Here is an 18,876-nt window from a genome sequence, read left to right as displayed (position 1 = left end):
CTGAAACCGGCGCCGCGCGAAAGGACCACCGTGAGCAGCAGCCATCCCACCGTCGCTCTCATCCACGCCACTCCTGCCTCCATGTCACCGGCACATGCCGCGTTCGCGGTGGCCTTCCCGCAGGCCCGGTTGTGGAATCTGCTGGACGACCTTCTGATCAGCCAGGCCGAGCAAGCCGGCGGCGTCACGTCGGCGCTACACCGGCGCATGCGGACTCTCATCCAGCACGCCGTCGACGGCGGAGCCGACGCGGTCCTGCTCACGTGCTCTATGTACGGACCGGTGGCCCGGGAGCTGTCCTCGGCCATGCCCGTGCCGGTCCTCGCCTCCGATCAGGCCCTGTTCGACGAGGTCGGCCGGCTGAGCCCACGCCGGGTGACGGTCCTGGGGCCAGTCCGGACAGGCGTCGACGACACCGTCGAACGCCTCCGCGAACACCTGGCCGACGGTCATTCCGACACGTTGGTCGCCGGTTCGGTCATCGACGGAGCACGAGAAGCCACCACCTCGGGCGACCCGCGAGCACTCGACCAGGCTGTACGCGACGCCGCCCGTTCGGTTCCGGAAGAGGCGGAACTCATCGTGCTCGGGCAGTTCTCGATATCGCCGGCACAACCCGCCGCCCAAGCGGCGGTGAACGTTCCTGTGCTGAGCGCACCGCAGCTGGCCGCGCAGACACTGCGCCGCCACTTCGCGCTGGAACCGCGATGAGCAGCGCGACAAGCCCCGCGCTCGGCTGCATCGCCGACGACTACACCGGCGGCACTGACGTCGCCGCCGCGCTTCGCAGAGCCGGACTCAGCACGGTCCTGCTCTTCGGTCCGCCCGAGCCGTCCCTCGCGCTACCACCCTGCGACGCGGTAGTGGTCGCGCTCAAGACCCGGACGACAGCGGCAGCGGCCGCCGTCGCCCAGACCCTGCGCGTGCGGCATTGGCTCAGCGAGCGAGCAGTCCCACGGCTGTACCTCAAATACTGCTCCACGTTCGACTCGACTGACGCCGGGAACATCGGTCCGGTCACCGACGCACTACTGGACGTCACCAAGACTCCGATGACATTGATCTGCCCGGCGTCGCCGGAGCACGGCCGTACGGTGTATCGGGGTCATCTTTTCGTCGGTGACACGCTGCTGTCCGAATCCTCGATGCGTCACCATCCACTCACGCCGATGACCGATGCGAACCTGGTCCGCGTGCTGACTCGCCAGACTCCCCATCGGGTAGGGCTGCTGCCGCTGGCGGTCGTGCGGGCCGGCCGTGACGCCGTCGCGGCGCACCTTGCCGGGCTGCGCGCCGCACAGGTGCGCCATGTGGTGGTCGACGCGACGCAGGACAGCGACCTCGACACCGTCGCAGCAGCCGCAGACTCGCTCAGCGTGCTGACCGGCGGCGCCGGGCTGGCCAGGGCCGCCGGGACCATCATGGCGAAGACCCGGTCAGGCAACCGGGAGTTCGCCCGGCAGGTGTCGGCGGCCGGCCCCGGCATCGTGCTGGCGGGCAGCTGCTCCGCGGCGACCCTCGCCCAGGTGGAACAGGCGAGATCTGCTTTCCCTCACTATCGCCTCGACCCGGCGGCGACACCGGATCCGGCGACCATGCTGCGCCAGGCCACCGCCTGGCTGCACGATCACGCCGATGCCGCACCGGTCCTGATCTACTCATCAGCGACAGTCGAACAGCGCCGAGAAGCACTCGCCGCGATGGGACCGGACACGGCCGACATCCTGGAACGGACCCTCGGCTCGCTGGCCCGTTCGGCAGTCGATCTCGGCTTCCGCCGCCTCGTCGTGGCCGGTGGGGAAACCTCCGGCGCCGTCGTCTCGGCCCTGGGCGTCAACGCGGTGGTGATCGCCGCGGAGGAGGACCGCGGAGTGCCGTGGTGTGTCACGACCGGACTGCCGGCTCTCGGCCTGCTGTTGAAGTCCGGCAACTTCGGAGAACCTGACCTGCTCGTGCGCGCGATGAAGGCGGCCGTATGACCCACGATCCTCGGCACCAGATCGTCATGCTCGGCGCCTCGATGTTCGCTCGCCGGCTCACGTTCGGACGCACCGGAAACATCAGCGTCCGCGACGGCGAACAGATTCTGCTCACCCCCACCGGCGCGAGCCTGGGTGCGCTGGATCCGGACGGGCTGTCGATCATCAACGTCGCGGGCGACCACCTCGGCGGACCGAAGCCGTCGAAGGAGGGCTTCCTGCATGCGGCCGTCTACCGGTCACGCCCCTCAGCCGGCGCCGTCGTCCACCTGCACAGCACCTACTCCGTGGCAGTATCCTGCCTGGCTGACCTGGACCCAGCCGACGCCCTGCCGCCGCTGACCGCCTACTACGTCATGCGGGTGGGCCGGCTACCGCTGCTGCCCTATCATGCGCCGGGCGATCCGAGCCTGAGAGCCGTCGCCGAGGAGACCGCCCGCGACCATCATGCCTTCCTGCTGGCCAACCACGGCCCGGTCGTCGCCGGCACCGACCTGGCGGCGGCTGCCGACGCCGTCGAGGAACTCGAAGAGACCGCACGGCTCTTCCTGCTCCTCGATGGCCACAAGACCCGGCCCCTGACCCCACGCCAGGTGAACGACCTCTCCCCCGATCGTCGAGGTGTCTGACCATGGCCGGAACACGAGTCGACGCGGACCGGCTCGGCATCTTCGGAACCCGCGTCCTTCAGTCCGTCGGGGTGCCCGGCACCGACGCGCGTCTGGTCAGCGACAGCCTGGTCACGGCGGACCTCTGGGGGCACGCCTCGCACGGCATGCTCCGCCTGCCCTGGTACGTCAACCGGATCCGATCCGGCGTCATGAAACCTGTCACCGGGCTGGAGACTGTCATCGACGGCGGTGCGGTAGCGGTCATCGACGGGCACGACGGCGTCGGCCAGGTGATCACGAACCACGCCTGCCGCGACGCCGTGGCCCGCGCCGGACGGCACGGCATCGGCGCGGTGGCCGTACGCAACAGCAACCACTTCGGCACCGCCGCGTACTGGACACGCATCATGGCGGCGGCCGGCTGCATCGGCATTCTGACCACCAACGGCAGCCCGGCGATGGCGCCCACCGGCGGCCGCGAGAAGGCCGTCGGCGCCAACCCGTGGTCCATCGCCGCACCCGGCGGCAGCCGGGGACCCGTTGTTCTCGACATCGCTAACACCGGCGTCGCCCGCGGCAAGATCTACGCGGCTCTGCAGCGCGACGAGCCGATCCCCGCGGGCTGGGCCATCGACGCCAACGGGCTGCCCACCACCGATCCCAGGATCGCCATCGACGGCATCCTCGCCCCGATGGCCGGCCACAAGGGCTACGCCATCGCGTTCATGATGGACGTACTGTCCGGCGTCCTGACCGGCAGCTCCTACGCCACCGGCGTCGTCGGACCGTACGTAGCGGACCGACGCAGCGGCTGCGGCCACCTGGTCCTGGCGATGCGCATCGACGCCTTCGCGGACCGGGCCCACTTCGATCGGCGCATCGAAGACCTCATCGACGTCACCAAACAGGTGCCGCTCGCCCGCGACGCCACCGAGATCTACTACCCCGGCGAGATCGAGAACCGCGCCGAGGAACGCGGCCGGCGCGACGGCGCGTTCCTGCCCCGGAAGACCATGGGCGACCTGCGGGGTCTCGCTGCCTCCTGCGGCGTGCCGTTCAGCATCGCCGAACCTGTCAGGGACCGCTGATGTTCACCGTCGTCGTCGCCCTCGACGTCGTACCCGAACGGGTGCACGAGTTCACGGCCGCGATCGCCGTAGCCCCGCACTATGCCGAATGGCTCAAGGTCGCCGAGCGGTGCGTGCGGAGCAAGACGAACACCTACGCGACGCCGGCCTTTCCCCAGGACATCGTGGAGCAGCCATGAACTCCTACGACACAGCCGCGGCCCTACCGGTCGGCGACACGTCCTACGCCATCCACGGTATCGCCGACCTCGCCCCCGCGGATCTGCCCTACAGCCTGCGAGTCGTCCTGGAGAACCTGCTGCGGCACGGCCACGACGACCAGGTGCCGGCACTGCTCGACTGGGGGAACAACGCCTCGTTCGGCACCGCCGTGGACCTCCATCCGTCAAGGGCGTTCCTGCACGACACCAACGGCGTGCCGACGCTGGTCGACCTCGCGGCGATGCGCGACGCGATCGTCGCCATGGGCGGCGACCCGGCTCGGGTGAACCCGCTGATCCCCGCCGAACTCGTCGTCGACCACTCCGTTATCGCCGACGTGTTCGGCCGCGCGGACGCCCGCGAACGCAACGTCGAGATCGAGTACGGACGCAATGCCGAGCGGTACCGCTTCCTGCGCTGGGGCCAGCGGAGTCTGCGCAACTTCGCGGTTGTCCCCCCGGGTGCCGGTATTATGCACCAGGTCAACGTGGAATACCTGGCCCGGGTCGTCACGGCCGACAACGGCCAGGCATATCCCGACGTCTGCCTCGGCACCGATTCGCACACCACGATGGTCAACGGACTCGGCGTCCTCGGCTGGGGCATCGGCGGCATCGAAGCCGAAGCCGTCATGCTCGGCCAGTCGCTGTCCATGCTGCTGCCACGCATCGTCGGGGTACGCCTGCACGGACGACTGCCCGAAGGCACGACCGCCACGGATCTCGTCCTCACCATCACCGAACTCATGCGTCGCCACGGGGTGGTCGGCAAGTTCGTCGAGTTCTCCGGCCCCGGCATCGCCCAGATCACCCTCCCCGACCGTGCCACGATCGCCAACATGAGCCCGGAATTCGGCTCGACCTGCGCCTACTTCCCCATCGACGACGAAACGCTGCGCTACCTGCGCTTGACCGGACGTTCAGGCTCACATAACGCCCTGGTCGAGGCCTATGCCAAGGAACAAGGCCTCTGGCACGACCCGCAACGCCACATCCGCTACTCCGAACTGGTCGAACTGGATCTGACGACCGTTGTGCCTTCTCTGGCCGGCCCGCGACGACCCCAGGACAGGGTCGCTCTCGCTGACGCCAAGCAAGCGTTCAGCGACGCCATCGCACGCACACGCCCGACCTCGGTGCCCGTCGACCTCGACGGACAGGCGGTCCTGCTGGAGCACGGACACGTCGCCATCGCCGCCATCACATCCTGCACCAACACCTCGAACCCGGCCGTCATGGTCGCCGCGGGCCTGCTGGCCCGCAACGCCGTTCAGCGCGGACTTCGCCGCAAGCCCTGGGTCAAGACGAGTCTCTCGCCCGGATCGCGCGTGGTGACCGACTACTACGACAAGGCCGGGATCACGCCCTACCTCGACGAACTGGGCTTCCAACTCGCCGGCTACGGCTGCATGACCTGCATCGGCGCCTCCGGCCCGCTCATCGACGAGGTCACCGCCGCCGTCAAGGACCACGACCTCAGCGTCGTATCGGTGCTCTCCGGCAACCGCAACTTCGACGGCCGGATCAACCCCGACGTCCGGATGAACTATCTCGCGTCCCCACCGCTCGTCGTCGCCTACGCCATCGCCGGCACGATGAACATCGACCTCACCACCGAGCCACTCGGCGAGGACCTCGCAGGCCAGCCGGTGTATCTGCGCGACATCTGGCCGGCACCCCACGAAGTGCAGAGGGTCATCGACGCCACCATCGAACCCGGGATGTTCAGCAACGCCTACGCCGACGTCTTCACCGGCGACGAACGCTGGCGCGGGCTCGACACTCCCACCGGGCCGACGTTCGCCTGGGACGACACGTCCAGCTACCTTCGACGACCGCCGTACTTCGACGGCATGGCGGCCGATCCACCCGCCATGACCGACATCGTGGGTGCCCGGATCCTGGTCAAACTCGGCGACTCCGTCACCACCGACCACATCTCACCCGCCGGAGCCATCCCCGCGCACACACCGGCAGGCCGCTACCTCGAGGATCTCGGAGTCACCCGATTCGAGATCAATACCTACGCCTCGCGCCGCGGCAACCACGAGGTCATGATGCGCGGCACATTCGCCAACGTGCGCCTGCGCAACCAGCTCACTCCGAAGATGGAGGGCGGCTACACCCGCGTCGCGGGTGACGAGACCGTCGTGTCGGTCTACGACGCCGCTATCGCCTACCGGCACAGCAGCACCCCGCTCATCGTCCTCGCCGGCAAGGACTATGGCAGCGGATCCTCCCGGGACTGGGCCGCGAAAGGCCCCGCCCTGCTCGGCGTGCGAGCTGTCATCGCCGAGTCGTTCGAACGCATCCACCGCTCAAACCTCATCGGCATGGGCGTCCTGCCGCTGCAGTTCCTCCCCGGCGACACCGCCGCGTCCCTGGGCCTCACCGGCGAGGAGGCCTACACCATCACCGGACTCGCCGGCGACGGACCCGTCCCGGCGAACGTCACCATCACCGCCGACTCCATCGTCTTCACCGCGACCGCACGACTCGACACCGCCCGCGAGGCCGAATACCACCGTCACGGCGGCATCATGCCGTACGTGCTGCGCAGCCTCGCCATCCGAGCCTGACCAACGCATCCGATTGCGAGGCACCACATGCTCCCGATCGTCAACCGCCGCTCACTGCTACTCGCCTCCGTCGCCGGCGCAGCCGCGACGGCACTGCACGCCACCTCAGCACAAGCCGGTGCCCGATCCGAATTCGCCTACGTCGGCTCGCGTACCACCAAAGCCCGCAACGCCCGCGGCACCGGCATCACTGTCTGGCGAGTCAACGGCCCACGCCCCTGGGAACAGATCCAAACGCTTCCCGCCGACGACGGCGATCCCGGCACCCCGGGAATGCCCGGCGAGCTGCCGATCAATCCGTCGTTCCTCACGCTCAGCGCGGACGGCCGATTCCTGTACGCCGTCCACGGCGACGCCACCCAGGTCAGCTCGTTCGCCCGCAACACCCGCACCGGCCTACTCACCGTGCTGAACACAGTCGACACGGGCCGGCGCAACCCCGTTCACCTCGCCATCGATCCGACCGGCCGATGGCTCGCCGTCGCCCACCTCGCACCACCAGGATCGGTGACCACCCTGCCCATCACCGCCACCGGAGCCCTCGGCCAGACCACCTCCGCCCTCGAACTACCCGGAAGCCCCGGACCACACAAGACTCAGCAACTCGGGCCCAACCCGCACCACGTCGTATTCGATCCCTCCGGGCACTGGCTGCTCATCCCCGATCGCGGGCTGGACCGCATCTTCACCGCGAAGCTCGACCCCGGCAGCGGCGCCCTCGCCCTCCACGACCCGGGATGGACACCGACCCGAGAACTCGAAGGCCCACGCCACCTCGCGTTCCACCCCGAGCGGCCGTTCGCCTACGTCGTCAACGAACTGCGCTCCACGGTGACCACCTACCGATGGGACCGCGCTGCCGGCGAGCTACAGGCGCTTGAGGTGCTGCCGTGCAACCCACCGTCGGCCACCGGTGACAGCCGCGGCGCCGAGATCGTCGTCGCGCCATCCGGCCAGTACATCTACGTCTCCAACCGCAGTGGCGCCGGAGACAGCACCCCCGGCGGCCCCGGCCCCGACACCATCGGCGTATTCCGCATCGATTCACGCTCCGGAACCCTCACCCCGGTTCGATGGGTGCCCACCGAGGGCATTCGGCCACGCTTCATCGGTCTCAACGCCACCAAACAGCGGCTCTTCGCCGCCAACGAGGTCACCGACACCATCGCCGGATTCTCACTCCACGACCGTGGTGGCCGCCTCGAACCACACGGCGTCGTCGCCCACACCGGATCACCCGTCTGCATCGTCTTCCAGCCCGCAGGACGCTAGCTCACCACTGCGCCGGGCGGCCCTTGAGGTGTTCGGCGATGGCGACAGCCCGCTCCAGCAACTCTTCGGACGGCACCAGTTGGTGCACCATGCGTCTCCCGCGGCAACTGATCCAGAAGCGTGCAGCGCGGGGCCGTCTGGGTGCCCCGCGCTTCGCGTGTCGCAGGCCGTCACCACGTCACCGCAGGCGTCAGACCTCCCGCCGCGCCGCGGTGTCACCGCAGCGACAGGGCGATGGTCCGCGCCTGGTCGAGATCCGGCAGCCCTTCGAGGCGGTAGGTGACCCCGCCGTCGGTCCAGACCAGCGTGGGACCGGCCAGCCGGGCGGTCTCGCTGCGCTCCACCCCGTCGCGGCCGACGTAGCTGACCGGGTGCGGCCGGGGCAACCAGATCGCCTCCCCCGCGCCCACCCGGGTCCACTCGGCCTCGGGGGCGGTCTTGGAGAAGTACGGGCTGATCGCGCCGTCGAACTCGTCGAGCCGGACCGTGCCGCCCCGGTAGACCAGGGTGACCACCCGCGGCGCGCCCGCCGGATCGGGGTCGCCGAGCTGCACCTGCTCGGGCACGCCGAGCGTCGCCGGCACCCGCAGCGGGAACAGCGCCACCCGCCGGGCGTCCTCCAGGGCGACGGAGCTCAGCGAGGGCAGCGGGCTCGGGCGCGACGGCAGGCCGCCCGGGGGCGGCTCCCGCCGTACCTCGATCCCGGCGATCCGGAGCAGGCCGCCCACCGCGTCGACCACCGCGGCGCGGGCCGGTGCGACGCCGGCGACCACGGCGATCAGCGCGGCGATCCCGGCCAGGATCCACCGCCGGCCGGCCGGCATCCGCCGGCCGGCGCGGGTGGCGCCGGGCGGCGTGCCGGCGCCACGCGGGCTCCACCAGCGGGTCCGCGGTCGCTGCGGCGCGGGCTCAGGCTCAGCCTCGGTGAGGCTGACGTTGAGGCGGGCGCGGACCGCGGGCCACGGGTCGGCCGGCGCCCCGACGTCGAGGTGGGCGCCGAGCGCGCGGAGGCGCACGGCGAGGTCGTCGAGGTCGTCAGGCACCGGGCACCTCCTGTCCCGCCAGGCGGCCGCGCAGTTTGGTCAGCGCCCGCGACGTCCGCGACTTCACCGTGCCCTTGGGCAGGCCCAGCGTCTCCGCCGTCTCCGACTCCGACAGGTCCAGCAGGAAGCGGCAGACCAGCACCTCCCGGTCCCGGGGGTCGAGCAGCCGGATCTGCTCGACCAGGTACCGCCGGCGCTCGACCTCGACGGCCGACTCGGCCGGGTCCGGGACGGACGCCTCGGGCTCGGCGCGGGCGGCGGCGCGCAGGACCAGGCCGTCGCGGCGGCGGCGGGACCGGTGCAGGTTGCGGGTCTCGTTGGCGACGATCGCCAGCAGCCACGGCCGGAACCCCGACCGCCCCTGGTAGTGGGCCAGCTGCCGGTACGCCTTCACGAACGCCTCCTGCACCACGTCGTCGGCGTCGGCGCCCGCACCGAGCAGGACGGCGGCGCGGTGCGCGGGCGTGGTGTAGCGGACGACGAGGATCTCGTACGCGTCCACGTCGCCGGTGCGGGCCCGCGCCACGGCCGCCGCATCGTCCAGTTCGGTCACCATCACCTCCTCGACACCGCGCACCGCGGAAAGGTTCCCGGGAACCGGCCGCGGTTTCGCGGTGTCGACAGGACATGACAACCCGGCGGGACCTTCTCATCATCGCTGGCGGCGCCACCCTGCTCGCCGGCTGCCGCGACGAGTCACCCAGAGCCCAGGGCCGCGCTGTGCCCGTACCGGATGTGGTGGTGGCCGAGACCCGGCAGGGGCTGGTCGTACTCGGCGGGCCGCACCCGCGCGGCCTCGGCCGGGAGGCCGTGACCAGCGCCGACGGCCGGCTCGCCGGGGTGCTGACCCGGGACGGCGCCGGCCGCCCGGCCCTGCTGCGGCTCGACCCCGCGGCCGATGCGCTAGGCGAGCCGCTTCCGCTGGCTGCCGGCTGGCTTCCGCGCGTGCTGGCCGCCGACGGCGGCTGCTGCGCCCTGACCCGGGAAGAGGCCGCGATCCGGCCGGCCGCCCGGGACCGGACGCGGCTGCTGGTGGTCTCCGGCTCGGGGCATCGGGAGTACGAGCTGAGCGGCGTCATCGAACCGGACGCGTTCTCCCGGGACACCACCGGCCTGTTCGTGCTGGAGTGGCTGCCGGCCGGGGCGCCGGAGCACTACCGGGTCCGGCGGCTCGAGCTCTCGACCGGGAGGCTGCAGCCGCTGCTGACCCGGGCCAAGGTGCCGGTCCCGGCGGGCGCCGAGGAGGAGATGCGCGGCGACGGGCGGCAGGCGGCGCTCTCCCCGGACCGGCAGGTGCTCTACACGCTGTACACCCACCAGCCCGGCCACCGGCACACCCGTGATCTGCTCGCCGGGCGCGCGAGCGGTGCCCACGCGTTCGTGCACGTGCTGCACCTGGCGGAGGGCTGGGCCTACTGCCTCGACCTGCCGGACCCGTTCGGCGCGGGCCCCGGCGAGGGACACGCGCTCGCGGTCAGCGCGGACGGGCAGACCCTCGCGATCGCCGACGCGACCTCGGGCGCGGTGGCCTACGCCGGCACCGCCGCGCTGACGATCGACCGCGTGGTCACCGTGCCGGCGGGCCCGGGCGTCGCGAGCCTGGCCTTCGCCCCCGGCGCACCGCGGCTGCTGCTCGGCGCCGGGCGGACGGTCACCGTGCTGCGCCCGGACGCGACGGTCGAGGCCCGCTGGGCGGTGCCGGCGGCGGTCCGCGGGCTCGGCCTGAGCGGCGACGCGTCCCGGGTGTACGCGGGCGGCGCCGAGGAGGTGATCTGGCTCGACGCGGCGACCGGGGCGCTACGGGGGCGTACGCCGGTCGCCGGCCTCACGGCCGTGCGCCACGTCAGGTGACGCCGCCGGTGTCCGTCCGCCGCCGAGGGGCCAGAAGCGGCGGGCGGGCACCGGCGGACCCCCTACCGCTGGTCGAAGGGGTGTGCCTCCCGGGCGATCTGGATCTGCATCAGCTCGGCCAACCGGGCGGTGGCCTGGCGGGCCTCGAGGTGCAGGCGGGCGATGTTCAGGCCCTCGTCGCCCAGGACCGCCATCAGGGCCAGGTCGCCGACCGCGTAGATGGCCAGGTAGCCGTGCTGGTTGCGGATCGTGCACTCGTGGAAGCCGCCCTGGCGCAGGGCCGCTCCGCAGGTGCGGCTGATGCCGTGCGCGCCGGCGGCCAGGGCGGCGATGTCGTGCGGCTCCGCGCCCGGCAAGGTGTCGTGCAGGATCAACAGCCCGTCGACGCCCGCGATGACGCACCCCTGGACACCGGGCACCTGGTGCCGGAGCGCGGCCAGCTCCGCGCGAACGGCCATGTACGGGTCAATGGTGCTCTGCACTTCGAACTCCGGTCGGTCGGCGTGGATCAGAGGTGGCGCGCGGAGGCTGTCAAACCTCGAGATCCGCTTCGATCCGGCGGAGCTGGTGCCGGGCCAGGCCGAGGTTCGCGCGGCTCTTGCTCAGCGCCAGGTAGAGGAAGAGCGAGTCGTTGCCGCGGGCCTGCAGCAGCCGGATCAGGTGGTACTGGGTGTCCAGCGTGATCAGGATGTCCTCGATGCTGTCCGCGAGGCCGAGCATCTCCAGCGTGCGCACCTTGGCGCGGACCACGTCGGTGTTGCCGGCGGCGGCCACGTTCATGTCCAGGTTCGGGCCCCCGCCCAGCACGCCGAGGGTCAGCCCGCTGGTGTAGTCGACGAGCGCCACGCCGATGGCGCCCTCGATCCCCATCGCTTCCTTCAGGGACGTGTCGATATTGGCCATTTGTCCTCCATGGATGCTCGAGGCTCCAGCCATGCCCGACCGTCACGCACGGTGATCGGGGTCGGAGCGTTACAGATCATGCCCGAGCACACTCGCACATGGGCTTCCGTTCGGGGTCGCCCGAACGCACGCAGAATGCATCGAACTACCCGATAGACAACCCGCCGCCGCGAGCGATAGCGGGACGTGGTCGGCCGACTGCGCGCGGAGGTCGCGGACCGCCCCGGCCCACGGGGCGTTTCTCTGGCAGAGTGAGGGGCATGTCCGTCTACGAGGCCGCCGGGGGCGCCCCGGCGATGCTGGCGCTGGCGACCGACTTCCACGCCCGGTGCCTGGCCGACCCGGTGCTGGAGCACCCCTTCTCGCACACCGGCAACCCGGAGCACGTGCGGCGCCTCGCGGACTACTGGGGTGAGGTGTTCGGCGGGCCGCCGGTCTACTCCGCCACCCACGGCGGGCACTCGGCCATGCTCGGCCTGCACGCCAACATGGGTGCCGAGGACGACCTGGGCGACCGGTTCGTGGCCTGCTTCGTGGCCGCCCTGGACGGCGCGGGCCTCCCGGCCGAGCCGAGGCTGCGCGCCGCCCTGACCGGCTACATCCGGTGGGCGACCGACGAGGTCATGGCATACTCCCCCGCCGATGCCCGGGTCCCCGCACGGCTGGCGACTCCGCGCTGGGACTTCGCCGGGCTTCGCGCCTGAGCAGGTGATCGCGGGGGCCGTGACCGACGACGCCCCCATCGGCGTCGCCGGTCAGGACCACGACCGAGGCTCAGGACAGGAGCCTTATGAGCACGCCACGCCGTTGAGTCTCACGGTGGCCGGGGCGCCGGCCGTACCGTTGGCGGTGAAGCCGACCGTGACCGAGGCGCCCGCCGCGAGCGACGGTGCATGGCTCGGCGCGGCCGCGGTGACCGTGGCCCCGCTCTGGGTGACGGTCGCGTTCCAGCCGTTGACGAGGGTCACGCCGGCCGGCCAGGTCCACGTCACCTGCCACGGGTTGACCGCGCCGCCGCCGGTGTTCTGCACCTTGAGCTGGCCCTGGAAGCCGCCCTGCCAGCTGTTGTCCTGGACGTAGGTGGCCTTACAGGCACCGGCCGGGACCGGCGAGCTCGCCGACGACGACGGCTGCGGGCCGCTGCCGCCACCGACCGGCGGGATCAGGTACGGCTGGATGACCGCCTGCTTGGCCTGGTTGACCGTGGTCCAGTCGTCGTTGGCGATGCCGCCGGTGTCGCCGGAGTTCGGGTTCCACGACCAGTAGGTGAAGGACATGCCGTTGACGCCGGTGCCCGTGTACTTGAGCAGTTCCTGCAGCCAGATCTTGTCGACGGCGGCCTGCATGGTGGTGCCGAACTCACCCATCATGATCGGGGCGATGTTCTGCTTGTGCAGGTAGCCCCAGTACTTGTCCCAGATCGCCGGCATGTTCGCCGGGTAGCTCGGGTCGTCGAACCAGGCCTGGTGGTAGACCGAGGTGGCGTACTCGTGCGGCGAGTAGACCAGGCGGTTCGCCACGTCCAGGCGTACCGGATATTGGCCCGCCTTGGACAGGTTGCCGCCCCACCAGCCGCAGTCCTCGTCGTTGCTGGTGTCGTTGTCCCAGACGTTGGACAGGCCACCGCTGGGGCAGCTGACGCCCTCGACGAAGATCAGCCAGTTGGGCTGGACGGCGAGGATCGCGTTGCCGGCCCGCTCGGCGGCCAGCCGCCAGTCGCGAGCGGTGTCGCCGCAACCCCAGCAGGCGCCGGTGGCGGCCGGGTTGGTGCCCTCGGCGTGCGGCTCGTTGTGCAGGTCGGCGCCGATCACGGTGGTGTTGCCCGCGTAGCGCTGGGCGAGGGCCTTCCAGTCGGCGATCCAGGTGCTTTCCGGTACGGCGGAGGTGTACCAGAGCGGTGTCTGCCCGGCCGACGTGGGGCGGTGCCGGTCCAGGATGATCCGCATGCCCTTGTCGCCGGCGTAGGCGATCACCTTGTCGAGAATCTGCAGCGGGGAGAGCCCGACCAGGTCCGGGTTGGTGTTGTCGTTGATACTGGTGGCGGTCGCGCCGGCCTGGAGAGCGTCGTCGGAGAACGGAACCCGCAGGGTGTTGTAGCCGAGCGAGGCCATCGTGTCGAGCTGGCTCCGCCACGGGTTGCTGGACCACAGGCCGTGGAAGGTCTTGTTGTCGGTCTCCATGCCGAACCAGTTGATTCCGGTCAGCCGGACGGTGGCGCCGGCGCTGTCCACGATCTTGTTGCCGTTGGTGTGCAGGTAGCCGGTTCCGGTGCCGCCGGTGGCGGCGACCGCCGGCTGGGCGAGGGCGATGGCCGTGGTGACGGCCACGGCCGCGAGGGCTGTGGCGCCCGCGAGCCATTGACGGTGTTTCACGAGGGAGCTCCTTCGGGGGCGGAAGGCGTTCCCGCCATCGTCGCATGGGAGCGCTCCCAACAACAACGATCATCAATGGTTTCGCCCCCGGCCGGACTACCTTTCAGCGCGGGGAGCCGAAGTCCTGGGTCCACCAGGGACCGCCGTCCGCATCGCGGGCCACGCCCACGCCGACCTCCGGTCAGGTGATGGCGAGACCCCGGCCGTGCGATCCGCGTGCCGGTGCTTCGCCGCCCGCCTCAGCTTGGTGCGCGTTCGTGGAGATGCGGCGCAGTTCGCTCGGGGTGAGGCCGTACGCGGTGCGGAAGCGGCGGGTGAAGTGGGTCGGGTCGGTGAAGCCCCAGTGGCGGGCGACCATCGCGATCGTGCGTGCCCGGTTCCGCGGCAGGAGCAGTTCTTCCCGCGCTCCGTGCAGTCGCTCCCCGATGATCCATTGCTCGAGGCTGAAGTCGGCCTGGGCGCAGATCTTGTACAGGTAGCGCAGGGAGATGTTGTGCGCCGCCGCGATCGTGGCCGGGCGCAGGCCGGGATCGGCCAGGTGCTGGCGGACGTAGGCGCGGACCTGGGTCAGCAGGGTCTCGGCGAACACGGCGCCGGCGTGCGGCTCGGTGTGCGCGGCGGAGGCCAGCAGGGCGCGGGCCAGCTCGATGCTGGCCCGGCCGAGCGCGGGGGCGGCCAGGTCCGCGCTGAGCTGCTCGGCGTCGCGCACCAGGTGGGCGACGTGGTCGGTGACCAGTTCGTAGAGCGGGCTGGTGCGCAGGTTGGCCGCCGCGCGGCGGATGACGTCGACGGGGAGGCCGATCTGGTCGATGGGAATCTGGATGCAGCCGGCCGCGCCGTTCCCGGACCAGCGGAAGTCATACGGCGAGGACAGGTCGGCCATCATCAGCGAGCCGGGCCGCACGATCTGGCGGTGGCCGAGCTGCTCGTGGCGCCCGTCGCCGAGCATCTGGACGGAGAGCGCGATGATCGGCGCGGCGTCCTGTCTGGCCTGCTTCGCGGTGCGGAGCAGCCGCAGGCCGGTGGAGCTGGCGGTGAAGATGTCGGCGCTCCCGAGCTCCCAGACCCGCAGCCGGGTACGGACCTCGCCGTCCGGGTCCTCATGGATCACATAGGACGGAACAGACGCCGCCATCATCGCCGCATGGACCGCCTCGATCCGCTCCCCCCGCGGTATGTCGGCCGTATCCAGAACAAATCCCATGTGCGCTGCTCCCGTGTGCACGGTGGGCCGACAACGGTGCACGGACAGCCCCGCCGATGACCTCACGCGAGTCCTAAGGTTCGCAGGGAAGTGTTACGAGGGGGGCAACTGTGCTTCGGGGGCGGGTCAAGGAACGCGAACGCCTGGACGAACTCGTGGCCGGTATCCGTACCGGGCTCAGCGGCGTGCTCCTGCTACAGGGTGACGCGGGCATCGGCAAGACGGCGCTGCTCGACTACGCCGCCGGCGTGGCCGAGGATCTGCGGGTCATCCGGGTCTCCGGCGTCGAGTCGGAGGCCGGCTTCCCGTTCGCCGCTCTGCACCGGCTGCTGCTGCCGCACCTGAAGCGGCGCCGGGCCCTGCCCCCGGCGCAGGACCGGGCCCTGCGGATCGCTTGCGGGCTGGCCGACGGGCCGCCGCCGGACCGGTTCCTCGTCGCCCTGGCCGCGCTGACGCTGCTGGCGGAGGTGGCCGCCGAGGGTCCGGTGCTCTGCTGCGTCGACGACGCCCAGTGGATCGACGGCGAGTCGATCGGCGCGCTGGCCTTCGTCGCCCGGCGGCTGTACGCCGACGGGGTCGGCCTGGTGTTCGCCGCGCGGGGTGGCTTCGACGGCCTGGCCGGGCTGCCGGTCCTGGAGATCACCGGCCTCGAGCACCCGGACGCGCTGGACCTGCTGCGCTCGGCCGTATCCGGGCCGCTGGACGCCCGGGTCGGGGCCCGCATCGTGGACGCTACCGGCGGCAACCCGCTCGCCCTCACCGACCTGGGGCAGGAGCTCTCCGTCGACCAGCTGGCCGGCGGCGCGTCGTTGCCCGACCCGCTGCCGGTCGGCAGCCGGCTGGAGGAGCACTACCTGCGCCAGGTGCACGAGCTGCCCGAGCCGACGCAGACGTGGCTGCTGCTGGCCGCGGCCGAGCCGAGCGGCGACCTGCGCTACATCCGCGACGCGGCCGCCCGGCTGGGGGTCGGGCTGGACGCTACCGGGCCGGCCGAGGCCGTACGCCTGCTGGCGCTGCGCGGGACCGCGCAGTTCCGCCACCCGCTGGTGCGCTCCTCGGTGTACGGCGGCGCGACCAGCGTACGGCGCCGGCACGCGCACACCGCGCTCGCCGAGGTGACGACCCGGCCCTCGGACGCCGACCGGCGGGCCTGGCACCTGGCCGCGGCCTGCGTGGGTCCGGACGCCGCGGTCGCCGCCGAGCTGGAGCGCTCGGCCGACCGGGCCGGCGCCCGCGGCGGGTACGCGGCCCGCGCTTCCTTCCTGTCGCGGGCCACCGAGCTCACGCCGGTCGGCCCGATGCGCACCCAGCGGCTGCTCGCGGCGGCGGAGGCCGCGCTGACCGCCGGGGCGCCGGTGCAGGCCGTCCAGTTGGTGGACACCGTCGCCCCCGATCTCGCCGGCGGCGTCGACCAGGGCCGGGCGCTGCTCCTGCGCGCGATGGCCGTGGTGGTCCTCGGCGGCGAGGGAGCGTACGCGCGGGGATCGGCCTTCTGCCTCACCGCCGCGTCGGCCTTCCGCGAGCAGGCCCCGGCGCTGGCCCGCGAGGCGGTGCTGGAAGCCGTCGAGCACTTCATCCGCGGCGGGCACCTCATCCAGGACACCACGCCGGCGGAGATCGCCCGGGGCGCCGCCGAGGTCCTGCCGCCGGACGGCGCCGGCACGGCGCGCGATCTGATCCTGCACGCGTTCACCGTGGTCATCTTCGGCGGCTACGAGCAGGCCCTGCCCCATGTCCGGCGCACCGTCAAGACGTTGCTGGACCCGGGGACCCCCGCGGAGTTCGTGCTCCGCCGGCATCTGGCCGGCAGCACGATGAGCATCCTGCTCTGGGACGAGGAACTGCACCGGGCCGCGTGGCGGCGGGCAGTCGAGGTGGCGCGGGAGACCGGCGCCCTGTGGACGCTGGTCACCGCGCTGTACTGCGCGGCGACGGTGGAGACCTACCTCGGCGAGCTGGACGCGGCCGACGAACTGCTGGCCCAGTGCGACCAGGTGCGCGCGGCGATCGGCGCCACCGACGAGCTGTGGGCGATCCACCGGCAGCCCGAGCTGCTCGGCTGGCGTGCCGAGGGCGACGACACCGAGGAGCGGCTGCACGAGTCGCTGGCGGCGGCGACCTGGCTCGGCGGCGGGTCGGTGCAGTCCATCGTCCGGTTCGGCCTGGTGATCCTGTACCTCGGGCGCGGTGACTACGCGCAGGCCTGCACGGTCGCGCGCCAGGTGGTCGAGTCCGACACCATGGGGTTGCACTCCCGCGTGCTCCCCGACCTCGTGGAGGCCGCCGTCCGCAGTGGTGACCGGGTGCTGGCCGCCGGCGCCCTCGCCACGCTGGACTCCCGGGCGACGGCGGCCGGCACCGGTTACGCGCTGGGCGTGCTGGCGCGGGCCCGGGCCCAGCTGGCCCCGGCCGGCGCCGCCGAGCCGCTCTATCGACAGGCGATCACCCTGCTGTCCGACAGCGCGGCCCGCGCCGACCTGGCCCGCGCCCACCTGCTGTACGGCGAGTGGCTGCGCCGCCAGAGACGGCGCCGGGACGCCCGCGACCAACTCGGCACGGCGCTGCGGATGTTCGAGCGGATGGGCGCGGCCGGGTTCGCCGGGCGGGCCGCGCAGGAGCTCGCCGCCACCGGCGAGCGCGCCCTGCGCCACTGGTCCGAGACCGCCACCGGCTTGACCCCGCAGGAGCTCACGATCGCCCGGCTCGCCGCCGGCGGCGCCACGAACGCCGAGATCGCCGCCCAGCTGTTCATCAGCGCCGCCACCGTCGACTACCACCTGCGCAAGGTCTTCCGGAAGCTCGCCGTGACGTCCCGACGGCAGCTGGCCGCGGCACTCGCGGGCGGGACTACGCGCGCCACGGGATTCGACGACCGGTAGCCGCGACCGACGATCGAGCGGCCGGATCCCGGCAGTCTCGCAGACGGGAGCGCTTCCATGCCGTTCGTCACCACTACCGATGGCACGCGGATCTACTACAAGGATTGGGGTGCGGGGCGACCGGTCGTGCTGAGCCACGGCTGGCCGCTCAACTCCGACAGCTGGGAGGCGCAGCAGCTCTTCCTCGCCGAGCACGGCTACCGCGCGATCGCGCACGACCGGCGCGGACACGGCCGTTCCACGCAGACGTGGAACGGCAACGAGATGGACACCTACGCCGACGACCTGGCCGCGCTGATCGAGGCGCTCGATCTGCGCGACGTCACGCTGATCGGGTTCTCCACCGGCGGCGGCGAGGTGGCCCGCTACATCGGCCGGCACGGCACCGCCCGCGTCGCCCAGGCGGTGCTGGTCTCGGCCGTACCGCCGTTCATGCTGCACACCGACGACAATCCCGGCGGCGTGCCGATCGAGGTCTTCGACGGGATCCGCGCCGGATCGGCCGCCGACCGCTCGCAGCTCTACCGCGACCTGGCCGACGGCCCGTTCTTCGGCCTGAACCGGCCCGGGGCGAGCGTCTCCCAGGGCACGCGGGACGCCTTCTGGCGCCAGGGCCTGCAGGCCGGGCACCGCAACGCGTACGAGTCGATCGCGGCCTTCTCGGCCACCGACTTCCGCGCCGACCTGGACGCCTTCGACGTGCCCACGCTCGTCGTCCACGGCGACGACGACCAGGTCGTGCCGTTCGAGGTCGGCGGCAAGGCGTCGGCCGCACGGATCAAGGGCGCGACCCTCACCGTGTACGCGGGGGCGCCGCACGGCATCACCGACACCCACAAACAGCAACTCTCCGACGATCTGCTCGCCTTCCTCCGCTCGTTCTAAGGAGACCACC

At 71.8% G+C, this 18,876-nt stretch carries 17 protein-coding genes; 11 read left to right on the top strand and 6 right to left on the bottom strand.

All coding sequences use genetic code 11. The features are described 5' to 3' along the window. Positions 1-30 precede the first annotated feature (30 nt). The 7 genes from DMB66_RS13740 to DMB66_RS13715 are packed head-to-tail and all read left to right on the top strand — an operon-like array spanning position 31 to position 7,729. On the top strand, positions 31-711 hold the full coding sequence (locus tag DMB66_RS13740) for an aspartate/glutamate racemase family protein (RefSeq protein ID WP_125804459.1): 681 nt from the start codon (positions 31-33) through the stop codon (positions 709-711). Further along, positions 708-1,979 (top strand): 3-oxo-tetronate kinase, encoded by a 1,272-nt coding sequence (gene otnK, locus DMB66_RS13735; RefSeq protein ID WP_125804458.1) that lies wholly within the window; start codon positions 708-710, stop codon positions 1,977-1,979. The genes DMB66_RS13740 and otnK overlap by 4 nt, the downstream gene beginning before the upstream one ends. After that, positions 1,976-2,608 carry a 3-oxo-tetronate 4-phosphate decarboxylase gene (gene otnC, locus DMB66_RS13730; protein ID WP_125804457.1) on the top strand — a complete coding sequence of 211 codons (633 nt, stop codon included), beginning with the start codon at positions 1,976-1,978 and terminating at the stop codon, positions 2,606-2,608. Before otnK ends, otnC begins: the two co-directional genes overlap by 4 nt. A gap of 2 nt (positions 2,609-2,610) precedes the next feature. Next, positions 2,611-3,678, top strand: coding sequence for an Ldh family oxidoreductase (locus tag DMB66_RS13725; protein ID WP_125804456.1), 1,068 nt, complete (start codon positions 2,611-2,613; stop codon positions 3,676-3,678). Next, positions 3,678-3,857, top strand: coding sequence for a hypothetical protein (locus tag DMB66_RS62540; RefSeq protein WP_199752308.1), 180 nt, complete (start codon positions 3,678-3,680; stop codon positions 3,855-3,857). The genes DMB66_RS13725 and DMB66_RS62540 overlap by 1 nt, the downstream gene beginning before the upstream one ends. Further along, positions 3,854-6,457, top strand: a complete 2,604-nt coding sequence (gene acnA / locus DMB66_RS13720) for an aconitate hydratase AcnA (protein WP_199752306.1) — start codon at positions 3,854-3,856, stop codon at positions 6,455-6,457. Before DMB66_RS62540 ends, acnA begins: the two co-directional genes overlap by 4 nt. Before the next feature lie 27 nt (positions 6,458-6,484). Next, the gene (locus DMB66_RS13715; protein WP_125804454.1) at positions 6,485-7,729 is read left to right on the top strand and encodes a lactonase family protein; all 1,245 of its coding nucleotides are present in this window, start codon (positions 6,485-6,487) and stop codon (positions 7,727-7,729) included. 215 nt (positions 7,730-7,944) lie between these two features. On the opposite strand, the gene DMB66_RS13710 is transcribed toward DMB66_RS13715, so the two are convergent. Continuing rightward, positions 7,945-8,772, bottom strand: coding sequence for a hypothetical protein (locus tag DMB66_RS13710; protein ID WP_125804453.1), 828 nt, complete (start codon positions 8,770-8,772; stop codon positions 7,945-7,947). Then, positions 8,765-9,349 (bottom strand): RNA polymerase sigma factor, encoded by a 585-nt coding sequence (locus DMB66_RS13705; RefSeq protein ID WP_370318370.1) that lies wholly within the window; start codon positions 9,347-9,349, stop codon positions 8,765-8,767. The genes DMB66_RS13710 and DMB66_RS13705 overlap by 8 nt, the downstream gene beginning before the upstream one ends. A gap of 50 nt (positions 9,350-9,399) precedes the next feature. Between DMB66_RS13705 and DMB66_RS13700 the strand changes: the two genes are divergently transcribed. Continuing rightward, positions 9,400-10,623: a YncE family protein gene (locus DMB66_RS13700; protein ID WP_125804452.1), complete on the top strand. Its 1,224-nt coding sequence runs from the start codon at positions 9,400-9,402 to the stop codon at positions 10,621-10,623. A gap of 62 nt (positions 10,624-10,685) precedes the next feature. Here the strand turns inward: DMB66_RS13700 and DMB66_RS13695 are convergent, their stop codons facing one another. Continuing rightward, on the bottom strand, positions 10,686-11,105 hold the full coding sequence (locus DMB66_RS13695; RefSeq protein ID WP_233624532.1) for a roadblock/LC7 domain-containing protein: 420 nt from the start codon (positions 11,103-11,105) through the stop codon (positions 10,686-10,688). 49 nt (positions 11,106-11,154) lie between these two features. Continuing rightward, positions 11,155-11,526, bottom strand: coding sequence for a hypothetical protein (locus tag DMB66_RS13690; RefSeq protein WP_125804451.1), 372 nt, complete (start codon positions 11,524-11,526; stop codon positions 11,155-11,157). Positions 11,527-11,786: 260 nt separating this feature from the next. On the opposite strand from DMB66_RS13690, the gene DMB66_RS13685 reads away from it, so the two are divergent. Further along, entirely contained in the window at positions 11,787-12,230 is a 444-nt protein-coding gene (locus DMB66_RS13685) for a group II truncated hemoglobin (protein WP_125804450.1), read from the top strand. Between the two features lie 84 nt (positions 12,231-12,314). On the opposite strand, the gene DMB66_RS13680 is transcribed toward DMB66_RS13685, so the two are convergent. After that, positions 12,315-13,898, bottom strand: coding sequence for a cellulase family glycosylhydrolase (locus tag DMB66_RS13680; protein ID WP_125804449.1), 1,584 nt, complete (start codon positions 13,896-13,898; stop codon positions 12,315-12,317). 181 nt (positions 13,899-14,079) lie between these two features. Further along, a complete protein-coding gene (locus DMB66_RS13675) occupies positions 14,080-15,102 on the bottom strand; it encodes a helix-turn-helix domain-containing protein (RefSeq protein WP_125804448.1) in 1,023 nt (340 codons plus the stop codon). Between the two features lie 110 nt (positions 15,103-15,212). Here DMB66_RS13675 and DMB66_RS13670 point away from each other — a divergent pair, with 110 nt between their 5' ends. Together DMB66_RS13670 and DMB66_RS13665 are read left to right on the top strand one after the other, a co-directional pair. Then, on the top strand, positions 15,213-17,981 hold the full coding sequence (locus tag DMB66_RS13670; protein ID WP_125804447.1) for a LuxR C-terminal-related transcriptional regulator: 2,769 nt from the start codon (positions 15,213-15,215) through the stop codon (positions 17,979-17,981). A gap of 57 nt (positions 17,982-18,038) precedes the next feature. After that, complete coding sequence (locus tag DMB66_RS13665; protein WP_125804446.1) at positions 18,039-18,866, top strand: alpha/beta fold hydrolase; 828 nt, start codon at positions 18,039-18,041, stop codon at positions 18,864-18,866. Positions 18,867-18,876: the final 10 nt, after the last annotated feature.

This window comes from Actinoplanes sp. ATCC 53533 (genome assembly GCF_003947245.1).
The sequence above is the reverse complement of the archived record's forward strand: the minus strand, read 5'-3'. Positions and strand labels throughout refer to the sequence as shown.